General features: G+C 47.0%; 20 protein-coding genes. All 20 read right to left on the bottom strand.

Annotation, left to right across the window (positions count from 1 at the left end; translation table 11 throughout):
* Window positions 1-166: 166 nt before the first annotated feature.
* Complete coding sequence (gene pseC, locus HRQ60_RS13715) at window positions 167-1,357, bottom strand: UDP-4-amino-4,6-dideoxy-N-acetyl-beta-L-altrosamine transaminase (protein WP_172196397.1); 1,191 nt, start codon at window positions 1,355-1,357, stop codon at window positions 167-169.
* Window positions 1,358-1,407: 50 nt separating this feature from the next.
* Window positions 1,408-2,361 (bottom strand): dTDP-glucose 4,6-dehydratase, encoded by a 954-nt coding sequence (locus HRQ60_RS13710; RefSeq protein ID WP_172196396.1) that lies wholly within the window; start codon window positions 2,359-2,361, stop codon window positions 1,408-1,410.
* A gap of 2 nt (window positions 2,362-2,363) precedes the next feature.
* Window positions 2,364-3,410 carry a pseudaminic acid synthase gene (gene pseI / locus HRQ60_RS13705; protein WP_172196395.1) on the bottom strand — a complete coding sequence of 349 codons (1,047 nt, stop codon included), beginning with the start codon at window positions 3,408-3,410 and terminating at the stop codon, window positions 2,364-2,366.
* A gap of 8 nt (window positions 3,411-3,418) precedes the next feature.
* Window positions 3,419-4,105 carry an HAD family hydrolase gene (locus tag HRQ60_RS13700; protein ID WP_172196394.1) on the bottom strand — a complete coding sequence of 229 codons (687 nt, stop codon included), beginning with the start codon at window positions 4,103-4,105 and terminating at the stop codon, window positions 3,419-3,421.
* On the bottom strand, window positions 4,102-6,003 hold the full coding sequence (locus tag HRQ60_RS13695) for an NAD-dependent epimerase/dehydratase family protein (RefSeq protein WP_172196393.1): 1,902 nt from the start codon (window positions 6,001-6,003) through the stop codon (window positions 4,102-4,104). The genes HRQ60_RS13700 and HRQ60_RS13695 overlap by 4 nt, the downstream gene beginning before the upstream one ends.
* Window positions 6,004-6,006: 3 nt before the next feature.
* Complete coding sequence (locus tag HRQ60_RS13690; protein ID WP_216671586.1) at window positions 6,007-6,570, bottom strand: GNAT family N-acetyltransferase; 564 nt, start codon at window positions 6,568-6,570, stop codon at window positions 6,007-6,009.
* Between the two features lie 38 nt (window positions 6,571-6,608).
* A complete protein-coding gene (locus HRQ60_RS13685; RefSeq protein WP_246281318.1) occupies window positions 6,609-7,346 on the bottom strand; it encodes a glycosyltransferase family protein in 738 nt (245 codons plus the stop codon).
* A gap of 69 nt (window positions 7,347-7,415) precedes the next feature.
* Complete coding sequence (locus HRQ60_RS13680) at window positions 7,416-8,420, bottom strand: UDP-N-acetylglucosamine 4,6-dehydratase family protein (protein ID WP_172196391.1); 1,005 nt, start codon at window positions 8,418-8,420, stop codon at window positions 7,416-7,418.
* Window positions 8,421-8,445: 25 nt separating this feature from the next.
* On the bottom strand, window positions 8,446-10,254 hold the full coding sequence (locus HRQ60_RS13675; protein WP_172196390.1) for a motility associated factor glycosyltransferase family protein: 1,809 nt from the start codon (window positions 10,252-10,254) through the stop codon (window positions 8,446-8,448).
* Between the two features lie 140 nt (window positions 10,255-10,394).
* On the bottom strand, window positions 10,395-12,083 hold the full coding sequence (locus HRQ60_RS13670; RefSeq protein WP_172196389.1) for a flagellin N-terminal helical domain-containing protein: 1,689 nt from the start codon (window positions 12,081-12,083) through the stop codon (window positions 10,395-10,397).
* Between the two features lie 176 nt (window positions 12,084-12,259).
* Window positions 12,260-12,511 carry a carbon storage regulator CsrA gene (csrA, locus tag HRQ60_RS13665; protein ID WP_172196388.1) on the bottom strand — a complete coding sequence of 84 codons (252 nt, stop codon included), beginning with the start codon at window positions 12,509-12,511 and terminating at the stop codon, window positions 12,260-12,262.
* 1 nt (window position 12,512) lies between these two features.
* Entirely contained in the window at window positions 12,513-12,968 is a 456-nt protein-coding gene (gene fliW, locus HRQ60_RS13660; protein WP_172196387.1) for a flagellar assembly protein FliW, read from the bottom strand.
* A 117-nt stretch (window positions 12,969-13,085) separates the two neighbouring features.
* Window positions 13,086-13,658 (bottom strand): DUF6470 family protein, encoded by a 573-nt coding sequence (locus HRQ60_RS13655; protein ID WP_172196386.1) that lies wholly within the window; start codon window positions 13,656-13,658, stop codon window positions 13,086-13,088.
* Between the two features lie 19 nt (window positions 13,659-13,677).
* The gene (gene flgL, locus HRQ60_RS13650; protein WP_172196385.1) at window positions 13,678-14,595 is read right to left on the bottom strand and encodes a flagellar hook-associated protein FlgL; all 918 of its coding nucleotides are present in this window, start codon (window positions 14,593-14,595) and stop codon (window positions 13,678-13,680) included.
* 31 nt (window positions 14,596-14,626) lie between these two features.
* A complete protein-coding gene (gene flgK, locus HRQ60_RS13645) occupies window positions 14,627-16,237 on the bottom strand; it encodes a flagellar hook-associated protein FlgK (protein WP_172196384.1) in 1,611 nt (536 codons plus the stop codon).
* 22 nt (window positions 16,238-16,259) lie between these two features.
* Window positions 16,260-16,763, bottom strand: coding sequence for a flagellar export chaperone FlgN (locus HRQ60_RS13640; RefSeq protein WP_172196383.1), 504 nt, complete (start codon window positions 16,761-16,763; stop codon window positions 16,260-16,262).
* Window positions 16,764-16,886: 123 nt separating this feature from the next.
* Complete coding sequence (gene flgM / locus HRQ60_RS13635) at window positions 16,887-17,156, bottom strand: flagellar biosynthesis anti-sigma factor FlgM (protein ID WP_172196382.1); 270 nt, start codon at window positions 17,154-17,156, stop codon at window positions 16,887-16,889.
* Window positions 17,157-17,347: 191 nt separating this feature from the next.
* The gene (locus HRQ60_RS13630; protein WP_172196381.1) at window positions 17,348-17,752 is read right to left on the bottom strand and encodes a TIGR03826 family flagellar region protein; all 405 of its coding nucleotides are present in this window, start codon (window positions 17,750-17,752) and stop codon (window positions 17,348-17,350) included.
* A gap of 138 nt (window positions 17,753-17,890) precedes the next feature.
* Window positions 17,891-18,757 (bottom strand): ComFC family protein, encoded by an 867-nt coding sequence (locus HRQ60_RS13625; RefSeq protein ID WP_172196380.1) that lies wholly within the window; start codon window positions 18,755-18,757, stop codon window positions 17,891-17,893.
* Window positions 18,754-20,943, bottom strand: a complete 2,190-nt coding sequence (locus HRQ60_RS13620) for a helicase-related protein (RefSeq protein ID WP_172196379.1) — start codon at window positions 20,941-20,943, stop codon at window positions 18,754-18,756. Before HRQ60_RS13620 ends, HRQ60_RS13625 begins: the two co-directional genes overlap by 4 nt.
* Window positions 20,944-21,083 lie beyond the last annotated feature (140 nt).

The following is a 21,083-nucleotide window of genomic DNA, read 5'->3' as shown; positions in this document are numbered from 1 at the left end:
GCGAGCATGTTCAAGGCTTTTTTAGCTTTAATTTCGATTCGGATCTGGCTTAAATAGGTTTGCGTACAGGCCCTAGATGACAGAAGATATATAACCCTCTTAACGACGACACCTTCTAATCTCAGCTATCGCCGTTAAGTAAGTTTTTATAAAATTTTTTCAAATATTATGATTTATTATTGAAATTACGGATTACCTTACGCACAGCGCTTATTACATCCTTTACATCCTGATCTGTCATTCTGGGATACAACGGAAGAGTAATTGCTGTTTTATAATAACTCTCTGCATTAGGACATAGTCCAGATTCATAACCGAGCTTTTGGTAGTATGGTTGCAAGTAGACCGGGATGTAATGCACATTTACTCCAATATTTAAGCTTCGTAAAGCTTCAAAGAATTCTTTTCTAGTACCGTTAAGCACCTCTGGAAGCCATCGTGTAACATAAATGTGCCAACTTGAATGACTATCTTTATGCTGGAAAGGTAAAATTAAGCCTTCAATCCCAGCCAATTCTTTATTATATTGTTCAGCAATTTCCCTTCTTCTCTTAACGAACGAGTCGAGCTTGTTCATTTGTGAAGCACCTAATGCAGCTTGGAGGTCTGTCATCCTGTAATTATATCCCAATGAATGCATCTCATAATACCACGGACCTTCATTATTCGACATCTCATCAGGTTGCCTGGTTAACCCGTGATTCCGAAATAGCTGGAGTTGACGATAATAATTCTCATTGTTTGTTACAATAACTCCGCCTTCACCTGTTGTCACATGCTTAACTGGGTGAAAGCTGAACATTGTCATATCTGCCCATGATCCAACTTTTACATTTTGATAAGATGCTCCCAAAGAATGAGCTGCATCTTCTATTAGCACCAGACCATGATCTTTTGCAAGCCTATTAAGACGATCAATTTCAACAGGTTGTCCTGAGAAATCAACGGCAATAATGGCTTTTGTTTTTTTTGTAATTAACATCTCAACTTGATTTGGATCCAAATTATAAGTATTCATGTCAATATCAGCAAACACTGGAGTTCCACCTTGATAAAGTATACAATTGCTACTTGCTAAAAATGTAATTGGAGTCGTGATAACCTCATCGCCATGAGCAATACCTGCAGCAAAACATGCCCCATGCAGAGCTGCAGTGCCATTAGTAAAAGCAACAGCATACTTAGCTCCCACATAGTTGGCCACTTTTGCTTCAAAGTCTTGGATTGCAGGTCCTTGAGTTATAAAATCTCCCCGAAGAACCTCAACCACAGCCGAGATATCGTCTTCGTCCAGCCACTGTTGTCCATAGGGCAGCATCGTATTACGCACATCACTAGAGAAGTGTTTTGTATCCATATGAGACGGGCTCCTTTCTTGCGATAGAATAGACCTGATTAAACTGCAAACTACTGTAGACCACCCTGTTGGATCCAAGTCTTAGTCCGTTCAATCCCTTCTTCTAACGTCACTTCTGGAGTCCAGCCAAGTAGGCGAGTGGCTTTATTGGAATTACATAGCAATTTCTGAATCTCACTCTGTGGATGAATATGCTCGACATGATTAATTTTTTGAGAATCTCCCGTAACTAATATAGCCAGATCATTAATCGAAATATCTTTCCCTAGTCCTGCATTCACAATCTCTCCATTAACTGAATCTGAGAAACCGGCCGATACGACAAACCTTGCACAATCTTCTACATACAGAAGATCTCTAGTCTGCGTACCTTCTCCATAAATGCTTAAATCAAGACCCTTCAAATGATTACTGATGAAGATCGCTACTACGCCACCTTCTCCGCCTGTCTTCTGATATGGCCCATATGTGTTAAATGGACGTATAACAACAGTCGGCAGACCATATGCATGATAATAAGAAAGCACCATATTTTCTGCCGCTACTTTAGCACCCGCATATGGAGAAGCTGGTTTGGTTGGATGCTCTTCGTTAATTCCCATCTCATCCGTGCAACGATCATACACCATACAAGTGCTCATGAAGACTACTTTGGTATTGTATTTTCGACACTGCTCCAAAACATAAAAAGTCCCTATTGTATCGTTGTTAAACGTTGTACGTGGGTCATCAATAGAATCTTGAACATTGATCGAGGCACCGAGGTGGTAGCAGATATCGAAGCGATGCTCGGCGAACAGCGTGGATAGCAGTTCTTCGTCTAAAATGGTTCCTTCTACAAACTCTTTGAGGTTAGCATGGCTGCGAAATTCAGCGATATTGGATTCCTGCCCATTGGACAGATCATCCAGAATCCATACGTTATGACCTTCTTTAAGAAGCTTCTTGGCTACCCAGCGGCCGATAAAACCGGCTCCGCCAGTAAGTAAAATATTTTTCTGCATTTTTAAATAACCTCCCACGACAAAGGTGTACCCTTAACGACATCTTTGGATACGGAACGTCCCAACAGATGATCTAAATATTTGGTAGGTAGACCCATACCCGGACGGATGGCTTTAACGTTTTCTCGCGTCAATACGTCACCTTTTTTCAGATCTTTTGAAATATACAGTGAACGTCTGTGTTTAAGAGATCCCTTTTCACGCTCCGTAGCGCCGTAAGTGATCTGCCCAAGGGACTGCCAAGCGCGTTCCGTTTCCGTCACCAACATGGACATTTCTTCTGGTTCGAGTGAAAATGCAGAGTCTACTCCTCCATCACTGCGCCTAAGAGTAAAATGCTTTTCAATAACACAGGCCCCCAGTGCTACTGCCGCTACCGAAACGCCTACCCCCATCGTATGATCGGACATCCCTACTGTACATCCGAATAGCTGTTCCATATGCGGTAACGTGATAATATTTGTATCGTTGGGAGGAGCCGGATATGAACTTGTACACTTAAGCAGCACCAAATTTTCGCATCCACTTTCTCTGGCAGCTCTTACCGTTTCGTCCAACTCCGCAATAGAAGCCATTCCGGTCGAAATAATGACAGGCTTACCTGTAGCGGCGACTTTACGTATGAGCTGAATGTCTGTGTTCTCAAACGAAGCGATCTTGTATGCCGGAACGTCAAGAGTTTCCAAGAAGTCAACTGCCGTTTCGTCAAAAGGCGTGCTGAAGGCAATCATACCGAGTTCGGCTGCACGATCAAAAATCGGCTTATGCCACTCCCACGGCGTATAAGCTTCCGAATAAAGATCATAAAGCGAGCTGCCTTTCCAAGGATTGTTTGAATCTTCAATGAAAAAGTCACCTTTTTGAATGTTCAACGTCATCGTATCCGCGGTATACGTTTGGATTTTCAAAGCGTCCGCTCCGGCTGCAGCGGCAGCTTCCACGATCAATAGCGCTCTTTCCAAAGAATGATTATGATTGCCGGACATTTCCGCTATGATGAACGGCTTATGCGACTTCCCTATTTTGCGCTGTCCAATTTGAAATTCCATACTTTGCATCATCCTTTATCCATATTCATTTCGATTAAAATATCTTCAAGTTCGTCAAGAGTATGAATGCGATATTCTGCTTCATAGTGTGGCTCTCGTTCGACGTCTTTATGGTTCCCTCTCATGATGCGTACGGTACGAAATCCCAGCGGCCTTATGCCTACAAAATCTTTAGCTGGATTATCGCCCACATATACAACCGCATTAGCCGACACCTTTTCTTCAGCGCAAATCAAATGAAAACAATGCGGGGAAGGCTTCTCGTTATGGACACCAAATCGGCGGCTGATATAAACCTTTTTAATAGCTGGATAGTCGTATAAACCAAGGGCTAATACTTTTCTATGTTGGACCAGTTTATTTCCATCCGTCACTATATAAAGTGAGTTTGGCGCAGAGCGATCCAGAAAACGTCTCGCATCGTCGAACAATTCGATCTGCGGAACATGCTGTCGATATACTTTCAAACAGGAACCCACATTTTCCCGCGAATGAATCCCTGCTTTTTGTAGAGCTGCATCAAATACTTTACCTCTTCCGCTTTGCTCAAGTTCACATAACATGTCGGCATAAAGGATGTCCTCACTTAACGAGTAGGACGACGCCAAAAATCGGGCAACCTCACGAAAGCCGCTGTAAACGAATGTAATCTCGTCGTAAAGTGTATCGTCGAGGTCAAATACAATTATAGTCATTGAATGAAGTCCTCAGCATGTCTAACTAGCCGTTTGCTAGATTTACTTCTTATAAAAGGATATTCGTTCAAACTTTGTCCGGAAGCTTCTAGCAAAAACCAGTAGAAACTATCCAAACCCGCAGCTATGCTCAAAGTAGATGCGCCTCCGAATCGGCTATTGCACTCAATAATATGCGGCTCACCTTCAGGGTCAATAAGGATCTGAAAAATGACATGACCGTACAATCCTAGCTTTTCTGAAAAATCAGCACACAAAGCTTCCAGCTTCTCATCTCGATAGGTGGTAGTAACTTGCGACTCCCCATTTACAATCAGATCTCGACGACGAACAACTGCCCCTTTGCACACCCCGTCTTTTTGAACATATACATCTACACTACTTTCGATACCTTCAATAAAAGGCTGAAAGATTGGGTGCTGTAACGAGTTCGCGTGGCTTTCCGCCTGTTCGTGTGTGAGATTCAGTCCGATAAACTGCGATCCCGCACCATAACGCTCCTTAACGACAAAGCGTTCACCATACGCTTGCTCTGGCTGATGAGAAGTTAGAATAACTGGAAATCCAAGTTCGATGCCACGCCTTGAGAACGCCATTTTGTCAAGACATGACTCGACTGCTTTTAAATCGGAAACCATAACGGCGATCCCGTTACGAGCCAAAAGTTCCTTGTGAGAAGCGAAATATTCCAATTCCCCGTCCCGGCTCGGGATTATGGCATTGATATTATGTTCTTGGCAGTATTGGATCAAAACATCTGCAGGAAGCTCATTTAAAGACGGCATCTTCCAAAAGGAATCTGTGAAAGCTCGGCTTATCGCTTTTTCGTCCAAATCGCCTCCGATTAACTTAGAGGAATAACCGATCTTCCGAATTCCTTGAGCAACCGCCTTTAGCATAGGCACTTTCTTTGACACACTTGTAACCAACACGGATTTCTCTTTTTCAGGCGATAAATTTTCTTCCATGCGTCTTTGATAATGCTCAATCAATTCTGGAATCGTATCTTCAAGCTGTCTCGTTGGCGTCCAACCCGTCATAGATTTGAATAAGCTCATGTCAGCCTGAGAAGCTTCAAATAAAATGTCGCTCGACTCCTCCATCATTTGCAGGTTCGGGAAATGATCTTTTAGGATATTCAACATCTCTTCAACACGACGTGCATGTGCATTGCCGAGATTGACGATGCCCTCTGCCTCGCTGAGCGCAAGACGCAGCAGCCCTTCTGCAACATCTCCTGCGTAGATATAATCAAACATCCCTTCCTTGCCAAATACACGAATCGTTTCGCCTTTGAGTAAAGTTTGAATCCATCTGGATATAATATCTCTAGAATTTTTTCCGTATACGCGATAAATTCTTGCAGAAACGGTCTGTAAACGGCCGGCTGCAAAATGCTGCAAAAATCGAAGTTCGATCTCGTGCATTAGTTTAGCTGCACCGCACATATTACGGGGATAAATCTGATTATGCTCGTTGATAGAAAATGCTTCGTCAGCTGGTGTTGTAAACTGGTATTGTTCCGGATTGTAAATCAGATAACTGGAAGCAAAGATTACCTTTTTCAATTCGCTGTAGTCTTTGAGACAGTCCATCAGATGATGGCTTAGTTTTAGATTATGTCTCTCGTTCTCTTCCCAGAATTCATAACTTTCTTCAGAGCGTTCAAATGTTGCAGCAAGGTGAAAGAAATATTCCGGACCAAAATCAAGCAGTTCTTCTTTTGTAATTTCGTTTAAGTCTCCTTGGCGGTACCGAATATCGGCTGGCCATTCTGAAGGCCGCGGCTTCAAATCACCAACGAAAATGATAGCTTTCTGCTGTAGAAGAAGTTGAACCAGTTCACTACCTATTACGCCTGCTCCCCCGCTGACGAAGACGCGTTTCCCTCTTAGCATGCTTTACTCCTCCAGACATCCGTGTAATAAGGAATCCACATATCTGCCGTTTATGGAGACATGATCGTACATTCTTCCTTCAAATCGAAACCCATTCTCTTCGAGGACACGGATATGTACGGGCCGAATATCATAAGTTTCCGTAAACAAACGGTGGATTCCTAACTCTTGAAAAGCAATGTGCTTCATTAACGTTAAAAAGGCTCCAAAATCATGAGTATAACGCTGCGTGTCTACTTCGCTGCTTCGTTCGGTTTTCAATAAATAAGAGATTTCTGCACGCTTGTGTTCCCAATTCAGGTTGGTCAATCCACCATATCCGATCAATTCATCATTTAAAAAGAACGCGAACAAAATAAGCGAAGGCTGCTCTTGGATAAAAGAAGGTTCGATTACCTGCCGATAGTATCTCTTTTGGTCTTCATCGGTAAGACGCTTATTTTGCCTGAGCACATCCATCTGCTCGTTTCTCCATTGCTTAATGAACGGCATATGGGATTCTCGAAGAGCAGTAACGCTATAAGCGTCAGTAGTATAGCGATCATGTCCAAGAATTTTGTAAGACAACAAGACCTGTCCTCCATTCAATAATCAGGCTTGAATACTCATTCCCCCAGTTTTTTCTGTACAACATCAGCATTCAATAGAGGTAGCTCTGAATGCTTCTCGAATAATTGAAGAATGGCATTCAAGTTAAAAATTTGGTTTTGATATAGATGCTGATAAATACGATGAATTAATTCCCAATCTTCGATCGTATCCAGAGTTAGGCGATATTGGGATTGGTCTATCTCGTTGTGATAGGCTTTAATCTTAAACAGTTCCGGACGCTGATATAGATAAGGAGTCACGTGCTCATGTTCGTACTCTAACGCAGCCTCTTTATATGCTCTTTGCAGCGCGGCAACGGTGAACACCTCGGTGTCTAATCCTCTAGGAAAGGTCCCGCTTAAACCGCTGCTTACATAGTCATAATCGCCAATCAAGAAATCTTTGATAACTTTTTCCGATATTTCTGGATCCAATAATGGACAATCTGAAGTGATGCGTACCACAACATCCGCTTTAGAGGCCTTGGCAGCTTGGTAATAACGATCCAACACGTCAGTTAAACTTCCTCTATAACAGCTAACCTCATATTTTTCAGCTTCTAAAGAAATGATATCATCTTCCTGCAGATCCGATGTGGCAACCACAACCTCATTTACAGAAGGGATAGCTTTACAGCGCATAATAACGTGACCAAGCACCGTCCGGTCTACAAGTGTTCGCATAACTTTGTTAGGCAAACGGCTTGAACTTGTACGCGCTTGAATAATAGCTACAATTTTCAAACCAACCATCCTTCCGCCGATCCATCTAAATATCATGTCTTATAAATGTTACGTTTGATGCTTAACCAGAGAGTTTGCTTATTGTTCTATCAAACTTTCTTGTTTTATCCATTCCTTAATGAGGCTCTTGTCTATCGGCTTCATTTCAAGAGCGTCAATGGACTGACGTGCTACTTTATGCCCTACTTTATTGAACGCAGCTGGAATGATAAACATATTCTCCTGTTCATCTGCTAACAAATATTCATCTGAAGTCATTAGTTCTTCATACCGCTTTTCACCAGGTCGAAGTCCGGTTTCATGAATCTCTATCTGTCTTCGCACCCCATGCTTCTCGCAAACTAATTCGATTAATACCTCAGCTAAATCACCAATTCGGATCACAGGCATCTTCAGCACGAACACTTCTCCCCCCAAGGCAATGGAGTTGGCCTCCAAGATCAGCTGGATCGCTTGGGAAGGAGTCATCATGTAGCGCAGCATCTCGGGATCAGTCACTGTAATTCTCGCGTCTTCAAGGATTTGCTTTTTGAACAAAGGAATTACAGAACCTCTTGAGCCCATTACATTGCCGAATCTTACGGAAGAAAACACGGTTTCTTTCGATCCCTTTTGATATTCTGCAGCAGAAATTAATCGTTCCGCTGTAAGTTTGGTCGCTCCGTACGTATTTGTAGGTGATATTGCCTTATCCGTACTTGTAAAAAGTACCTTTTTCACATTGTTGGCTATTGCCGCTTGAATAACATTCTGGGTTCCGATCACATTTGTTTGTACGGCTTCGAATGGATTGTATTCACAAGCAGGAACATGTTTCATCGCAGCACAATGGAATACATAATCAATTTCTTCCATCGCTCTGCTGAGACGCTGAACGTCTCTGACATCCCCAATTAGAAATCGTAATCGGCTAGAGTGCTCTTGAAAGTCAATGGCCATCTCAAATTGCTTATACTCGTCTCGACTGAAAATCCGAATAACTCTAGGGTTTTCTTCCAATAGACGTTGAACTAACTGACGACCTATTGTTCCGGTTCCGCCAGTAATCAATATATTTTTGCCTGAATAAAGTCCTTGTCCCAAGTTGTTCACGTCCTTAATTTAGAACTTATAACTCTTTCACTGCTGCTTGTAATGTAGCCGTGATCTCATTAAGCGCATATACGCCGATGTTTAGGAATCCGAGATTAATTTTCTGTGCTTGTACAACATTTTCAAAATTAATAACACGTTCAATATCGTATAGGTTCCACACTGAATTAATCATCGCTGGCTGTAAACAATGGCGCAACAGCATATTATCTAAAACGAGCTTAAAGAAATTTTCAGTATAATCAATGATTCTCAAGGCTTTTCGTAACTCTGTCTCTGAAGAATGCACACTAAGTTTTAAGCGTTTAACTTGCTTTCGTTGCTTTTCAAATTGATCTTTGATCTCCATAAAGTACTTATATTGATCTTTCATAACTTGTTTTACCCTTTGTTGCTCAAGGGGATAAGTGGGAATGTTTTTCAGGTTCTCATATACAGATGCAATCTTGGTTGTACAATAGGTCTGACCTACCTCAGCCAAAGTTAGCTGCCGGGTTAAGGCGATTTTGGCTCCACCTTCAGTCGCATTAATAACGTCTAGTTGTTTGTTTGAAATCTCCATTTCGAACCATGTGCGGAATGTATTCCAAATCTCTCGTGTTTGTACCATTCCACCATAATATCCTTCAGTTTCAAAACCTTCTCTTTCTTCAGGTACGCTATTCATGATGTTTTTATCGTCATAAACAGTCCCCCCTGCATGAGTATCCTCTGCCGAATTCCCATAAGCGAGATCTTGACCCAATAAAATAATAGGTGATGCCCCCAGATGTTCAGCTACTCCAAAAGCTACATGAGCACAAGATAAACCCATACTAATCGAGGTGTCGTTTTTTAATTCCAGCACTTCTCTTAGCCAAATAAATTCTCCTACTCTTTCTCGCATAGGAATAACCAATTCACCCGCATACTCTTCAAAAATATCTGGGTACAAAACCAAAGGGCCCACAAGCGTTGACTCAGTAGGATACGATTTATCTTTATAAAAATAAGCATAGGTCTCTATTCCACGCTCAACGGAACAGATAAAGTCAGGAATAATACCTTCATCACAAAGACGCTGAGCAATGGTGTCTACAGCAATAATAATGACATTCTCTTTTAACGCATGTAGTTGATTGATATTTTTATTTAAAGACGGTCCGGCAGCCACAACTACAGCTGGCACGTTACACATTGTATTCTTAAGTAGTGATACATCTTTAGAGCGAGTAAGATGCTTAAGGTTGGTCATATGCTGCCTAAATCCAATCAAACTATCCTCAACAGAGTTACCGTATAACATGGTTTTGTAGTTTACGGACTCTTTGATGACTTTGACAACGGCCAAACTAGACTGAAGATCCTGTTCACGATACATATGAGTAAAATAAAACTTGATTGTTTTCACGTAGAAGATAGCATTGCTCAATAAATATTGATCCAAAAAATTAGACAATTGACTTACTTTATCGGTGAATAGAACGACTCCGGGTCTTTGTAAAAAAGAAAGATCTTTAGTTTGCAACGAGTAACTGAATAAGGAAAGATTCGGTTCGACGATAACTAACAAGGATTCGTTGCCCATTCGTGCAAAAACCTGCTTAATTTCTTCCACAGAAGAAATACCTAAAATAAAAATCAGTTCACGTTTTAATGGATTCGGTTGATTGGAATCATCGAATTCACTTTTTAAAGCGAATACCTGCTCTCCATTAATGAATATCTCGTTTCCATCGCGATCCACTTCAAAGGATACTTGTGCTAACTCATTTTCATCTGGCATTCCAATCCAGTGGTCGGTATTAGCGGATAGAATCTCAACATTCCGATCCATTAAATCCATGATTGTGGCTCCCTTACGTATAATGTTCTTTATAATCAGAGGTTGGCTACAGCACCAGTATAACAAGAAAGCCCCACTAAGTGGGGCTTTCTTAAACCGATCAAAAATCTTCTTAAAATCGACTTCTGCTAAAGCTTTAATTATCTCAGCAATTGCAGTACGCCTTGCGGAGCTTGGTTTGCTTGAGCCAACATAGCTTGAGCAGCTTGAGCCAGAATGTTATTCTTCGTTTGGCTCATCATTTCTTTCGCCATGTCAACGTCACGGATACGGGATTCAGCAGCGGTCAGGTTCTCGGAAGCTGTTCCCAAGTTGTTGATGGTGTGCTCCAGACGGTTTTGTACGGCACCCAGTTTAGCGCGTTCGCTCGAAACTGTGGAAGTTGCTTTATCCAGAACCGCAATCGCTTTGGAAGCATCTTCGCGTGTCGAGATATTCAGAGCAGCTTCGCCTTTGATATCGTTCGAACCGTTAGTAACCCCGTTATCTTTCGTGAAGCCCGCTTGTCCAGCGTTGCCTGTGATTCCCAGAGCTGCGGCACGCATGTCGCCGATTGTGAGGGACATCGATTGACCTGTGTTTGCACCGATTTGGAACTTCGTCGAGAAGCCTACGCCTTGTGCTCCGGCGCCAACGACTTGATCAATGTTAGCGATTGTTGCAGCATTACTCAGTCCCATTCCGCCTGCTGGAGTCGTTCCCAGCTTAATATCTTTACCTGTTTCGGAAATAAACTGAATTTTGTTATCTTTGGACAGAGAAGCTGTAATTTTGCTATCCATTCCAGCTTCTTGCAAAGACGCATTGATGTCTTTAATCAAACTATCCATTGCAGCCTTAGCTACGTTTGGATCTGCATTGTTAGTATCATAGCTTTTTGCAGATGTGCCTTTGTTAAGGTCAATTGTGACTTCGCTTTCAGATCCAACAGTAAATTTAATTGTTGCACCTACAGCGAGACTAACAGCAGCAGCTGTGAGCGAATTCCCCGCTTGAAGTCCAGCACGTTCTACTGTCGAAGGGTCACCTTTGACTGTTGTACCTACTTGTGCTGTAGCCAAACCGAAGTCACCATTAGCTCCAGTAAACTTCAATTCGCTTTTGGAGCCAGTAGATTTCGCCGAATACTCCATTACACCTGTCGAACTAACCTTAATATCAACCAAATCAGACAACTTAACCCCACCAGATGTGGTTCCGTCGAGTGCTGTTTTCAAAGCTGTAGCAGTTTGTAAAGCGTTAGCAGTTGATGCTACATCAACATTTACACCGGATAAATCAAACGTTCTGTTATCCACAACAATAGTCGATCCCGCCGAGAAAGTAATATCAGTACCAGCTGTGATAGCAGCAGTAGCTGTGATTTTAGCGCTTGTAGCTTGTGTCAGCTTGTCGCTGCCGTTAGATCCAATACCACCATTCAGCAACTTCTGAGTATTGAACTCAGTTGTGTTACCGATACGGTTGATTTCGGAAGTCAGTTGGTTCATTTCATCTTGCAGCGCTTGACGGTCGGAATCGGTGTTCGTTCCGTTCGCGGATTGGTTCGCGATTTCGCGTTGACGTTGCAGGATGGAGTGAGTTTCGTTGAGCGCGCCTTCAGCCGTTTGAATCAGCGAGATACCGTCTTGAGCGTTACGGGAAGCTTGATCGAGACCGCGGATTTGACCGCGCATTTTTTCGGAAATTGCCAGACCGGCAGCATCGTCGCCTGCGCGGTTAATGCGAAGACCGGACGCCAGTTTCTCGATGTTTTTGTTCGTGTTGCTCGTGTTGATCGACAATTGGCGGTGAGTATTCAAAGCTGGAATATTATGGTTGATAATCATTGTGGTATTTCCTCCCTGAAATTGTTTAATTCCACGTCCATGTGGATGGTTTGGTTTGCTATGAGCTGGGCTTTGAGGTCGGCCGCCCCTGTCACCAGCTCATGATATATATATCGGCACTGTGCAGAGTTTGTTTATAGCAATTGGAAACTTTTTTGAAGACTTTTTTATCAACCTTATTCGTTCTTGCTTACCGGCATTTTAATTCGCATCTGCTGCATCAGGCGTTCGAAATCACTGGCGGCCGGAGCAGCGGATTCCACATTGGATTCCTGGATAGAGAGATAGACCTCTTTGCGAAAAATCTCGACTTCCCTCGGAGCTTTGATGCCCAGACGCACTGTATCTCCTTCGACGCCCAGAACAGTCAGTTCGATATTATCCTGAATAACGATCGTTTCTCCCTTTTTGCGCGAAAGTACGAGCATCTCATAAGCCTCCTTCTATTGAAGCAGATTCTTGGGTAGTGTCGGCTGCCCACAGTGGATAGCGGGTCTGGTACGCCGAATTGTGCAGAACGACCTGCTTGCTTTTGCGATTTGAAGGATTGAATACGATCGGCGCCAGGATATTCATGCTCGATTGTTCGATCTCTTCGTGCAGCGTTACAATGCAGCGAACAAAAATATGCTCGCCAATACCAAGTTCAGCAGCGTCTCCCGTGCCCAATTCAAATTCGTAAGCCGGGAAGAAAATGAAAGGATCCGTCAGCAAGAATGACAAAGCTCCCTGTTTCAATGACTGCAAATAGAAGAAAGGCCCATCTTCCATCGGCAGCAGCGCGAATTCCGTCTCGTCTTCGAAACCAGGAATGCCTTTTTCAAAGCGGTAAATCTGTTCGACCGTAATTTCTTTGCTTCCCCAGGCCGATGTCTCGATAATCATTCGATTCACTCCTCGTGTTCGGTTAACTTCAGGTGTTTAAATAACAATAAAAGAAAAAGCCTATAGATCACAATCTCTTGCGCATCTAAGGCTTGTTTGTTTTATATTTTATACGAATTATAACATGGTATCCAGAGCAGGCGGAATATATTCCACCTTATTGTATTGCTGAACATACATATCGAGCTTTCCCCGTGTGTATCCAATTTCGGGACGATTCACCTGGACTTGAATATCGACCTCGGCCGGGGTGAAATGGATTTGAGGCGGTCGCACATTAAACGTCACATCGACATTATCCATGGAAGCTTTTCCTCGGAACTCAGGAAGCGGATTCCCTTCTGTGTCGGCTGCGTAAATATCCGCAATCGGATTACTGCCTTTTTCGTTAATAGCTGCCATCCGTTCACCAAGCTGAGCCCGAGCAGCCAGCGCCTGCAAAAAATTCTGTTGAAACCCCGCAATCAGGCGATCATTCATTTCTTTAGGTTTCCCACCATGATAAGCGGCAAAGGCGCGACTCTGATCGACCCGAAGTTCAGGTTTGTACTGCTCAATAGACAGCTGGGCCGGCTGTGTATGCTGCTGCAATTCAGCTTTAGGCTGACTTATGGAAAGTTGGCCCGGATCGGCATCAATCATGAATACGGCTGGCGTCTGACGGATTTGCAATTGAGGAATCGGCAGCATCAATATCCCTCCTTGTGCGTTATCTCATGAAGTCGACAAGCGACATATTAATAATTTTAGATCCAACGGACAATGAAGCGTTATAGATGTTTTCTTCAATCTTCGATTTGATCAGCAGTTCCGCGTAATCAGCATCTTCCGTTTTGGATTGAAGCTCGGTCAAATTCGATTCCAAATCTCCCAGACGCATCTGCATCAGTTCAATCCGGTTCGTTTTGGCTCCGATTTCGGCATGGACAGAAGAAATCTTCTCAGTCCGCTGATCGATAAGCCCCAGCTGCGCAGAAATATCCTTAAGATTACCGTCTTTGAGAGCTACATCCAAATTATTGATAATAGCAAAAATGTTATCTTCTTCATCTCCGCCAAAAACTTCGTTACCTGTAGTATTGATCGACATTTGCACACCGGCTCCAACCGCATAATTCACTTTTGCATGATCTGTCTTCAAAGAGCGAACATTAGTAGTCTCTGCTGTTCCGTCTTGGCCTTTAACAAAGTCATAAGGCTTCTGATCGTAAGTTTCTCCATTAAAAATATATTTGCCGTTCAGCTTGCTGTTCGCAATATCGACCAGTTGGTCTTTGAGCTGCAGGACTTCCTGACGAACACTATCATGGGCCGATGCGGGATTAGTTCCATTTGCGGCTTGAACGGTGAGTTCACGCAGACGCTGGGAAATAGAATCCACTTCGGATAGCATCTTATCGTTAAAGTCCAGCCAGGATACCGCGCTATCCACGTTGCGTTGGTACTGCTCATTTGAAGCAATCTCCTGACGATAGCGCAGCGAGTAAGTCATACCCGTTGGATCGTCCGAAGGCTTATTGATTTTCATGCCTGTCGACATCTGCAGCTGCGTATTGTTCATCTTGGAAGCATTGCGGTTCAGGTTGTTCAACAAAGTGGCGCTCATCATGTTGGACGTTACTCTCATCGGATTAGTTCTCCTCCCTTAATGGATTAGTTTATCGGCCGACTGTTCCGGTGCCGTTGATTAGCTTGTCGAGCATTTCGTCATATGTGGTCATAAAGCGTGCAGATGCATTATAAGCCTGCTGGAATTTAACCAGGTTCGTCATTTCTTCATCCTGCGACACGCCGCTGACCGACTGCCGATTCGTATCAACCTGTGTCGTGAGCGACTCCGCATTGGCGACTTTACGATTGGCTTCTTGAGCTTGAATGCCCAATTCGCCTACCATACCGCTGTAACGGTCTCCGAGCGTCGCCGTTGTTACTCTGCCCGAAGCATCGGTAGTCGTGAACTTGCTGTCTTTCAAAGAAGCGAGGATTAAGGACAATCCGTTGTTGCCTTTGATCGCGTTACCGTTCGCATCCAACCGCAGCGAGGAGGCGATCTTGGTCGGATCCTGCGCGATGGTAGGATTCAGCGTAATACTTCCGGCCGTAACGTTAGTCGTTCCGTCTGCATTCGTGAAGAAAGCGACGCCGCCCTTAGAACTTCCGTCTGTCGTGAAGCCCAGCTGATGCAGTCCGTTAAGGCCGGCTACCGTCAGTTTGGTTTCTCCCTGCAGCGAAGCGCCTTTCGGGAAACCGGTCCCCGCTGTCAGCGTCGTACCGTCGGAGAGGGTTACATTCCCAGACAATATTGTACCTTCCGGGAACGAAGACCCGGCCGGAATCGTAACATCCACGTTTCCGTTAGCCAGCGTATTTGCAATCTTATCCAGTTCATTCCGATAATCGTTCGTAAATTTATCCCGAGCAACAAACATGCCGTGAATTTCTCCGCCTGAAGCGCCGGACAATACCGTTTCCAATGCATTCCCCGGTACCAGAGGCGTCCCCGCATCCGGAAGGATCGCTGCCGTTTCTCCCGTGACGAGAGCCGCACCGCCGTTACCGAGCGTGATATTGTAACCAGCGGCTGTATCGGTAACGGTTACGTTCACGATTTTGGACAATTTGTCGGTCAACAGATCCCGCTTATCCCGCAGATCGTTGGCATTGTCTCCCAGGCTCTCGATCCGGCCGATCGAACGGTTCAAATCTACAATAGAGTCCATATACGACTGCATTTCTTTGCCTTTGATCGCGATGTTGGTTGTAAGGTCGCTGGTCATGTTATCCAACTGACGAGCCGTCTGATTAAGCGCTTCAGTCAAAGCCAATGCATTTTCCTTCACGACTTTGCGAGCTGTTACGCTTTCCGTGTCTTTACTCAGATCGGACATCGATTTCCAAAAGTTATCCATAACGGTGCGCAGTCCTGTCGTCGAAGGCTCGCTTACGATGCCTTCAAGCTTGCTGAGCGCTTCCGCCTGCTTTGTCCAGCTGCCGAGCGAACTGTTTTCGTTACGAAACTGCGTATCGAGATATCCTTCTCTGATGCGCGTGATGCTCGTGAATTCTACACCTGTACCGAGTTGGCCCGGGTTGAGCGAACGCATTGATCCGTAGGCTTCCATAGGGATTGAAGCCTGCATATTCACACGTTGGCGCGTATAGCCTTCCGTATTGGCGTTTGCGACATTATGTCCGGTTGTTTCCAATGCGGCTCTTTGAGTTAACAAACTGCGACGCGCCGTTTCTATTCCATGAAATGTAGATGCCATAAGATCCTCCTAATTCTCTATGTTAACCTCTCGCATTGAAAAATCCGGGATTGCGATGAGCAGCTCCGTAATTGTTAGCCGGGTGAGTATAAGTGTAGCTGTCTGCCGGTGTTCCGACCATAAGATCAATCGAAAGATTGATGAACGAGAGCGACTGCTCGGTGAGCTGCTGATTAATGTCATTTAACGATTTGAGTTCCCGGAGAATGTGGGCCAATCGCGCCTGAATCTGCAGGAGGCGATTCTTGTCTTCGGGATCAAATAGGAGCCGTGCCAATTCGGTCATCGTCAGATTAAGCTTCGATTTGATCCCTTTTTCCTGCATAAGAGCATAAGCTGCTTCCGCACGATGCTGATCCAGCGCCCCGATCGCTTTGATCATTTTGGATTCCTGGTTGTTGATCGCGATCAGCCGGTCCACATCGTTCTTCATGATCGCCGTTTTCTTCTCTTCGCCAAGCTCGAGCATCCGCTGGTGCGCCGTCTCCATTTGTTCCAAAATTTCAAGCAGTCGGTTCAATGCCACTGTTCATTCACCTATCTTTTTCATAGTATTTGGTTTCTGTATAAAAAGAGGACTTCTTCAAAAACGCCGGATTGACCGGGTCTTTGAAAAAGTCCCCCATTCCGTTATAACCTTTATCGGTTATTACGCCAGATATGGTAAGAGCTTTTCGGCAATTTTATTCGCATCCACCGAATAAGTTCCTGCAGCAACCTGCTGCTTCAGATCTTGGATGCGTGCAGCGCGCTCGCTGTCAGCCGGCTTGTTTGCTGCGTGCAGCATCTCCATCGCCTCCGTGGAAATTGTCACTTCGTCTTTGCGGGCCGACTTCTTGGTTTCTTCGGTACGCTGGGTTTCGCTTGTCCGTTGGTAAGGGTTAAGGGCACCGATTCGAGCTGTGTCGTTGATTTTCATAATATGATAACCTCCTGAAGGTTTAATTTTCGCCGTCTAAGTAAAAGCACCGATAAGCTTATAATAAGTTTATCGGCGCCTGTTCAAACAATGTTTAGAGCTATTCAAAGAAAAAAATTAAATTGTCAAGCGTAAATTTGGGCTATTTCTGTTTCGCAGTTCCTATTGCTGGGTAAAGCGGCACGGATTTTTTAGTCTCTTCTCAAGCGATCGACCGTTTTATAAGCGCCTCCGCCCTGTTTCTTAGGTTCTTCCACTTTCTCTTTGCCGGCTTCACGCAAATCTCCGGCCAATTTCGTGCGGCACGAATCGCACATATTTCCTTCACGGATAAAGGTTCCGCACACTTCGCAGGCGTAACTGAGATTGGGTGCGTTGGCAATCGAAATGCGGCCTTCCCGGATAAACGTCGTGATCTGTTTGACGGCAACTCCCGTGTCTTCAGACAGTTCCTGCATATTCGCGCCTTTGTTCTCACGCAGATATTTGACGCAGGCCTCGTATTCGTTCTCGATATCTTTTGCGCAGTTTGCGCAGATTCCTTTGAAATTCATTACAAAAACCTTGCCGCAGCGCGGACAGTTGGCCAAATTCATAGGGTAGTTCCTCCTTGTCGTTCTCTGCCGATCCAGCGGCATGTTCTACACTTATATATCGGATAGCTGTCATCTATCTGTTAAAGTTCGATTCCACTCCTACCATTTTAACGCAAAGATCCATGATTACAAGCGCTTTTACGAGCGGGCAAGCGTCAGGCTGTACACAAGAACGGGGCGGCCGAAGCCGATCTCCAGTGTCTTGAGTACGGAGGCGCAGACGGCGGCCGTCGTTCCGGTTGTGTAAATATCGTCGATCAATAGGATGCGTATAGGAAAAGATCCTCGGGGATCTTTCCCACTTCCTATAGAGTCCCATTGTTTAAAAAACCGGGGGTCTAAATTAGGAGCCAAGCAAAAGGCCCCGTCCAAATTCTGCAGCCGCTGGGCGCGCGTTTTGAAACTTTGCTTGCCGGTATGTACGCTGCGGGCCAATAATTCGCCAGCAGGCAGGCGCAGACGCCCGGCTAGCCGTCGTCCCAGCAGCTCCGCCTGGTTGAATCCGCGTTCTTCCAGACGCTCGGCGCTGACCGGAACCCAGGTGATCCAATCCGCGCTCCAAGCGGAGGAACGCCGCGATGAATCGAACACGGACCGCGGAAAAGCAAAAGGACCGGATTCGGCAAAAGGCTTGGACAATTCGAGCTGCATGCGGCGGTAGGTCTGTTCCAGCAGGATCGAAAAAGGTTCGGCAAACCGTTCCCGGGCACCGTATTTGTATTCGGCGATCCACGCTCGCATCACAGCATCGTACACCACGGCACTCCGGTTCATGACGAAAGCCCGCAGCGCTGCTTCCGGCCGCAGACAATCGGGGCAGCCGTGCGCGCGCCCGCAGATCGGGCAGCGGGGCCGGGCGATCCGCGGAACCCTGGCCGCGCAAGATTCGCACAGCAGAGGCAGCGAAGCTCCTAACCGGGCGGAGCGTCCGCAGACCAGGCAGCTCTCAAGGCGCGGAGACAACAACCGCCGCAGGGCGCCGAAAATTCCCGTGGCTTCGCTCATCGTTTGGGCGTCCGGCTTGATTCACGTTCGGTAGGCAGCAAAAAAGGAACGGCCAATCGGTTCATCCGCCGAATTTGGCGCCGGGCACCGGCTTGGGCCCGCGTTTTCTGTACGGCGGCGAATACGACGCGGCCCCGTGGATCGTCGGCCGAACGTCCGGCACGGCCGGCCATCTGGACAAGCGAGGCTTCGTCGAACAGCCCGCTGTCCGCGCCCCATACGTAGACGTCGCTTCGCGGGACCGTGACTCCCCGCTCCAGAATCGTCGTCGTCACCAGAATCCTCACGTCCGCCGAGCGGAACGACAAGACTTTATCGCTTCTTTCTTCATCCTGCGAAGAAGTGGCCCCGATCGGAACTTCCGGGAATACCCGCCGCAGCAGCGCAGCGAGAGGCTCAGCCTGTACAATCTTCGGCACGAAAATAAAGATCTGCGCTCCGCGCTCCAGCGAATGCCGCCAGCGCTTCAGCAGCGGATCCGGCAGGCTTCCCCGGCGTAGGCAGTCCACAAGCGGCGATATCCGCAGCAGCTCGGGGACGGGCAGCGGATACCGGTGGTAGCGCACCGGCACTTTCGCGCAGGCCAGCCGGCCGCTTCGGACCAACGACTGCAAAGATTTCGGAGGTGTGGCGGACAGGTACACCGTTCTGCCTCCGGCCGCCCGGCACTTCTCTGCGGCGTAAGCCAGCATCGGATCGCCGTGAAAAGGAAAAGCGTCCAGTTCATCGATTACCACGAGATCGAAGGCACCGGCAAAACGCATCAGCTGATGCGTAGTGGCCAGGGTAATCCCGCTCCGGCGCCAGCGTTCTTCGCTTCCTCCATATAAAGCGGCCGGCGCTTCATCCGGAAAGGCCGCCCGCAGCCGGGGTACAAGCTCCAGCACGACATCGCGCCGCGGCGTAGCGACCAGAACCTGGCCGCCCCAGCTGCGTACGCTCTCGATCAGCGGAAACAGCATCTCCGTCTTGCCGGCCCCCGTGACGGCCCACAGCAGAAAGCGGCTGGCCGGATCGGAAGCGGCATAGCCGGAAGAATCGGGGCGCCGGCCGCCGGAAGCTGCGGCGGCTGTCTCGGCCCGCGCGGCGAAGAATCCGCCGCCGCGCCGCAGTTCGCGCCCGGCCCTGCCGGGCCGCGCAGGTCCCGGTTCCGCTTCGAGGAACCGGACCGCAAGCTCGGCCGCGGCGGTCTGCGCCGGGCTGAGCTTCCAGCGCGCGAGCCTTGCGCGCAGAGCGGCCTGCGGCAGCGAAGCTGCCGCAGGCCCGCTTCCGGGCCGCGCAGCGCCCGGAAAGCCCCGCCCGCCGCGAGCTGCGCGCGGCGGGCCCTGCAGCAGCAGCCCGCAGGAGCGGCTGCGCCCCAGCGCGCGGCACGCCTCGCAGCGTGCGCAGTCCGCCGAACCGCAGGCGGCGCAGGCTCCGCCCGCAGCTTCGCTGCCGCAGCGCATACAGCGATGCGCGGGCAGGCGGCCCCCGGCGCTGCGGAGCCGGATCTTCCCCGGCAGGCGGTCAGGTAATCCGCCTGCGTCGAAGCTTGATCCTATGCCCTGTTCTTCCCCGCTTTTCCCTACTGCGCTGCACAGCTTGATCCGCCGCTGTAAATAAGCCCATTGGACGATGGGCTTCCAATGCGGCTCCATCTCCGGTGCCAGTTCCCGCAGCATGGAGATCAATTCCTCGCTCAATAGAGATCTTCCTTCCATTAATCGAACGAGCGTATCGGCATGCTCCGGCAGCCGAAGCTTCCAATGAGGCTCTGACAGCGAATCTGAAGCGTCCAATCTATCCTGCCGGTTGCTCCAGCTCTCCTCATAAGGCCCTCTCCCTTGGACTTGGGGTTCCACCTCCAGACCAAGCAGCGCAGATCCGGTTTCGGGCTTCTCTATATTCAACTCGTGTCTCAGACTGCTGCGAATCCAACGTTCCCAGACGGCTGGCTTCCCTTTTGCAAATCCAGAAGGAAGAGATTGCCCGGCCAATCGCGAGGCCCACTGCAGCGGCATGCCGAAAGAGAGGACACGAAGCCCCTTCTTCGGCAGATCCGAAGATCTATGCTTAATTCGATTTGCATAAGGAGCAGAAGACGTTTCCGGCCGAGACGCCCACCATGTCCGGTCCACTCTCAGATCCAGAGACAAATAAATCCGCACCCCATTTTCTTCGTCTACCGCGTATACAGCCGCATTCATCGCAGTTCCCCCATTTCGCATTTTCAAAAAATCCACAAAAAAAAGCACATCCTTTTCGCCCATTTGAGCGTATAAGGAGTGTGCTTCGTTCCTCGGGGCCGACGAAAACTTTCCGACCCTCACGTTATTTTATTCACTTA

This window comes from Saccharibacillus qingshengii, assembly GCF_013185195.1.
Taxonomy (GTDB): Bacteria; Bacillota; Bacilli; order Paenibacillales; family Paenibacillaceae; genus Saccharibacillus; species Saccharibacillus qingshengii.
Note: the sequence above shows the minus strand (reverse complement) of the source record. Positions and strands in the feature narration are given on the sequence as shown.

Excerpts from the sequence above, each read along its gene's own strand:
- flgL (WP_172196385.1), bottom strand. The coding sequence starts at position 14,595 with ATGAGAGTAACGTCCAACATGATGAGCGCCACTTTGTTGAACAACCTG.
- HRQ60_RS13675 (WP_172196390.1), bottom strand. The coding sequence starts at position 10,254 with ATGGATTTAATGGATCGGAATGTTGAGATTCTATCCGCTAATACCGAC.
- HRQ60_RS13685 (WP_246281318.1), bottom strand. The coding sequence starts at position 7,346 with ATGGTTGGTTTGAAAATTGTAGCTATTATTCAAGCGCGTACAAGTTCA.
- fliW (WP_172196387.1), bottom strand. The coding sequence starts at position 12,968 with ATGATTATCGAGACATCGGCCTGGGGAAGCAAAGAAATTACGGTCGAA.
- flgK (WP_172196384.1), bottom strand. The coding sequence starts at position 16,237 with ATGGCATCTACATTTCATGGAATAGAAACGGCGCGTCGCAGTTTGTTA.
- HRQ60_RS13710 (WP_172196396.1), bottom strand. The coding sequence starts at position 2,361 with ATGCAGAAAAATATTTTACTTACTGGCGGAGCCGGTTTTATCGGCCGC.
- HRQ60_RS13625 (WP_172196380.1), bottom strand. The coding sequence starts at position 18,757 with ATGAGCGAAGCCACGGGAATTTTCGGCGCCCTGCGGCGGTTGTTGTCT.
- HRQ60_RS13670 (WP_172196389.1), bottom strand. The coding sequence starts at position 12,083 with ATGATTATCAACCATAATATTCCAGCTTTGAATACTCACCGCCAATTG.
- HRQ60_RS13700 (WP_172196394.1), bottom strand. The coding sequence starts at position 4,105 with ATGACTATAATTGTATTTGACCTCGACGATACACTTTACGACGAGATT.
- pseI (WP_172196395.1), bottom strand. The coding sequence starts at position 3,410 with ATGGAATTTCAAATTGGACAGCGCAAAATAGGGAAGTCGCATAAGCCG.
- pseC (WP_172196397.1), bottom strand. The coding sequence starts at position 1,357 with ATGGATACAAAACACTTCTCTAGTGATGTGCGTAATACGATGCTGCCC.
- HRQ60_RS13655 (WP_172196386.1), bottom strand. The coding sequence starts at position 13,658 with ATGCTGCCGATTCCTCAATTGCAAATCCGTCAGACGCCAGCCGTATTC.
- flgM (WP_172196382.1), bottom strand. The coding sequence starts at position 17,156 with ATGAAAATCAACGACACAGCTCGAATCGGTGCCCTTAACCCTTACCAA.
- csrA (WP_172196388.1), bottom strand. The coding sequence starts at position 12,511 with ATGCTCGTACTTTCGCGCAAAAAGGGAGAAACGATCGTTATTCAGGAT.
- HRQ60_RS13630 (WP_172196381.1), bottom strand. The coding sequence starts at position 17,752 with ATGAATTTGGCCAACTGTCCGCGCTGCGGCAAGGTTTTTGTAATGAAT.
- HRQ60_RS13695 (WP_172196393.1), bottom strand. The coding sequence starts at position 6,003 with ATGCTAAGAGGGAAACGCGTCTTCGTCAGCGGGGGAGCAGGCGTAATA.
- HRQ60_RS13620 (WP_172196379.1), bottom strand. The coding sequence starts at position 20,943 with ATGAATGCGGCTGTATACGCGGTAGACGAAGAAAATGGGGTGCGGATT.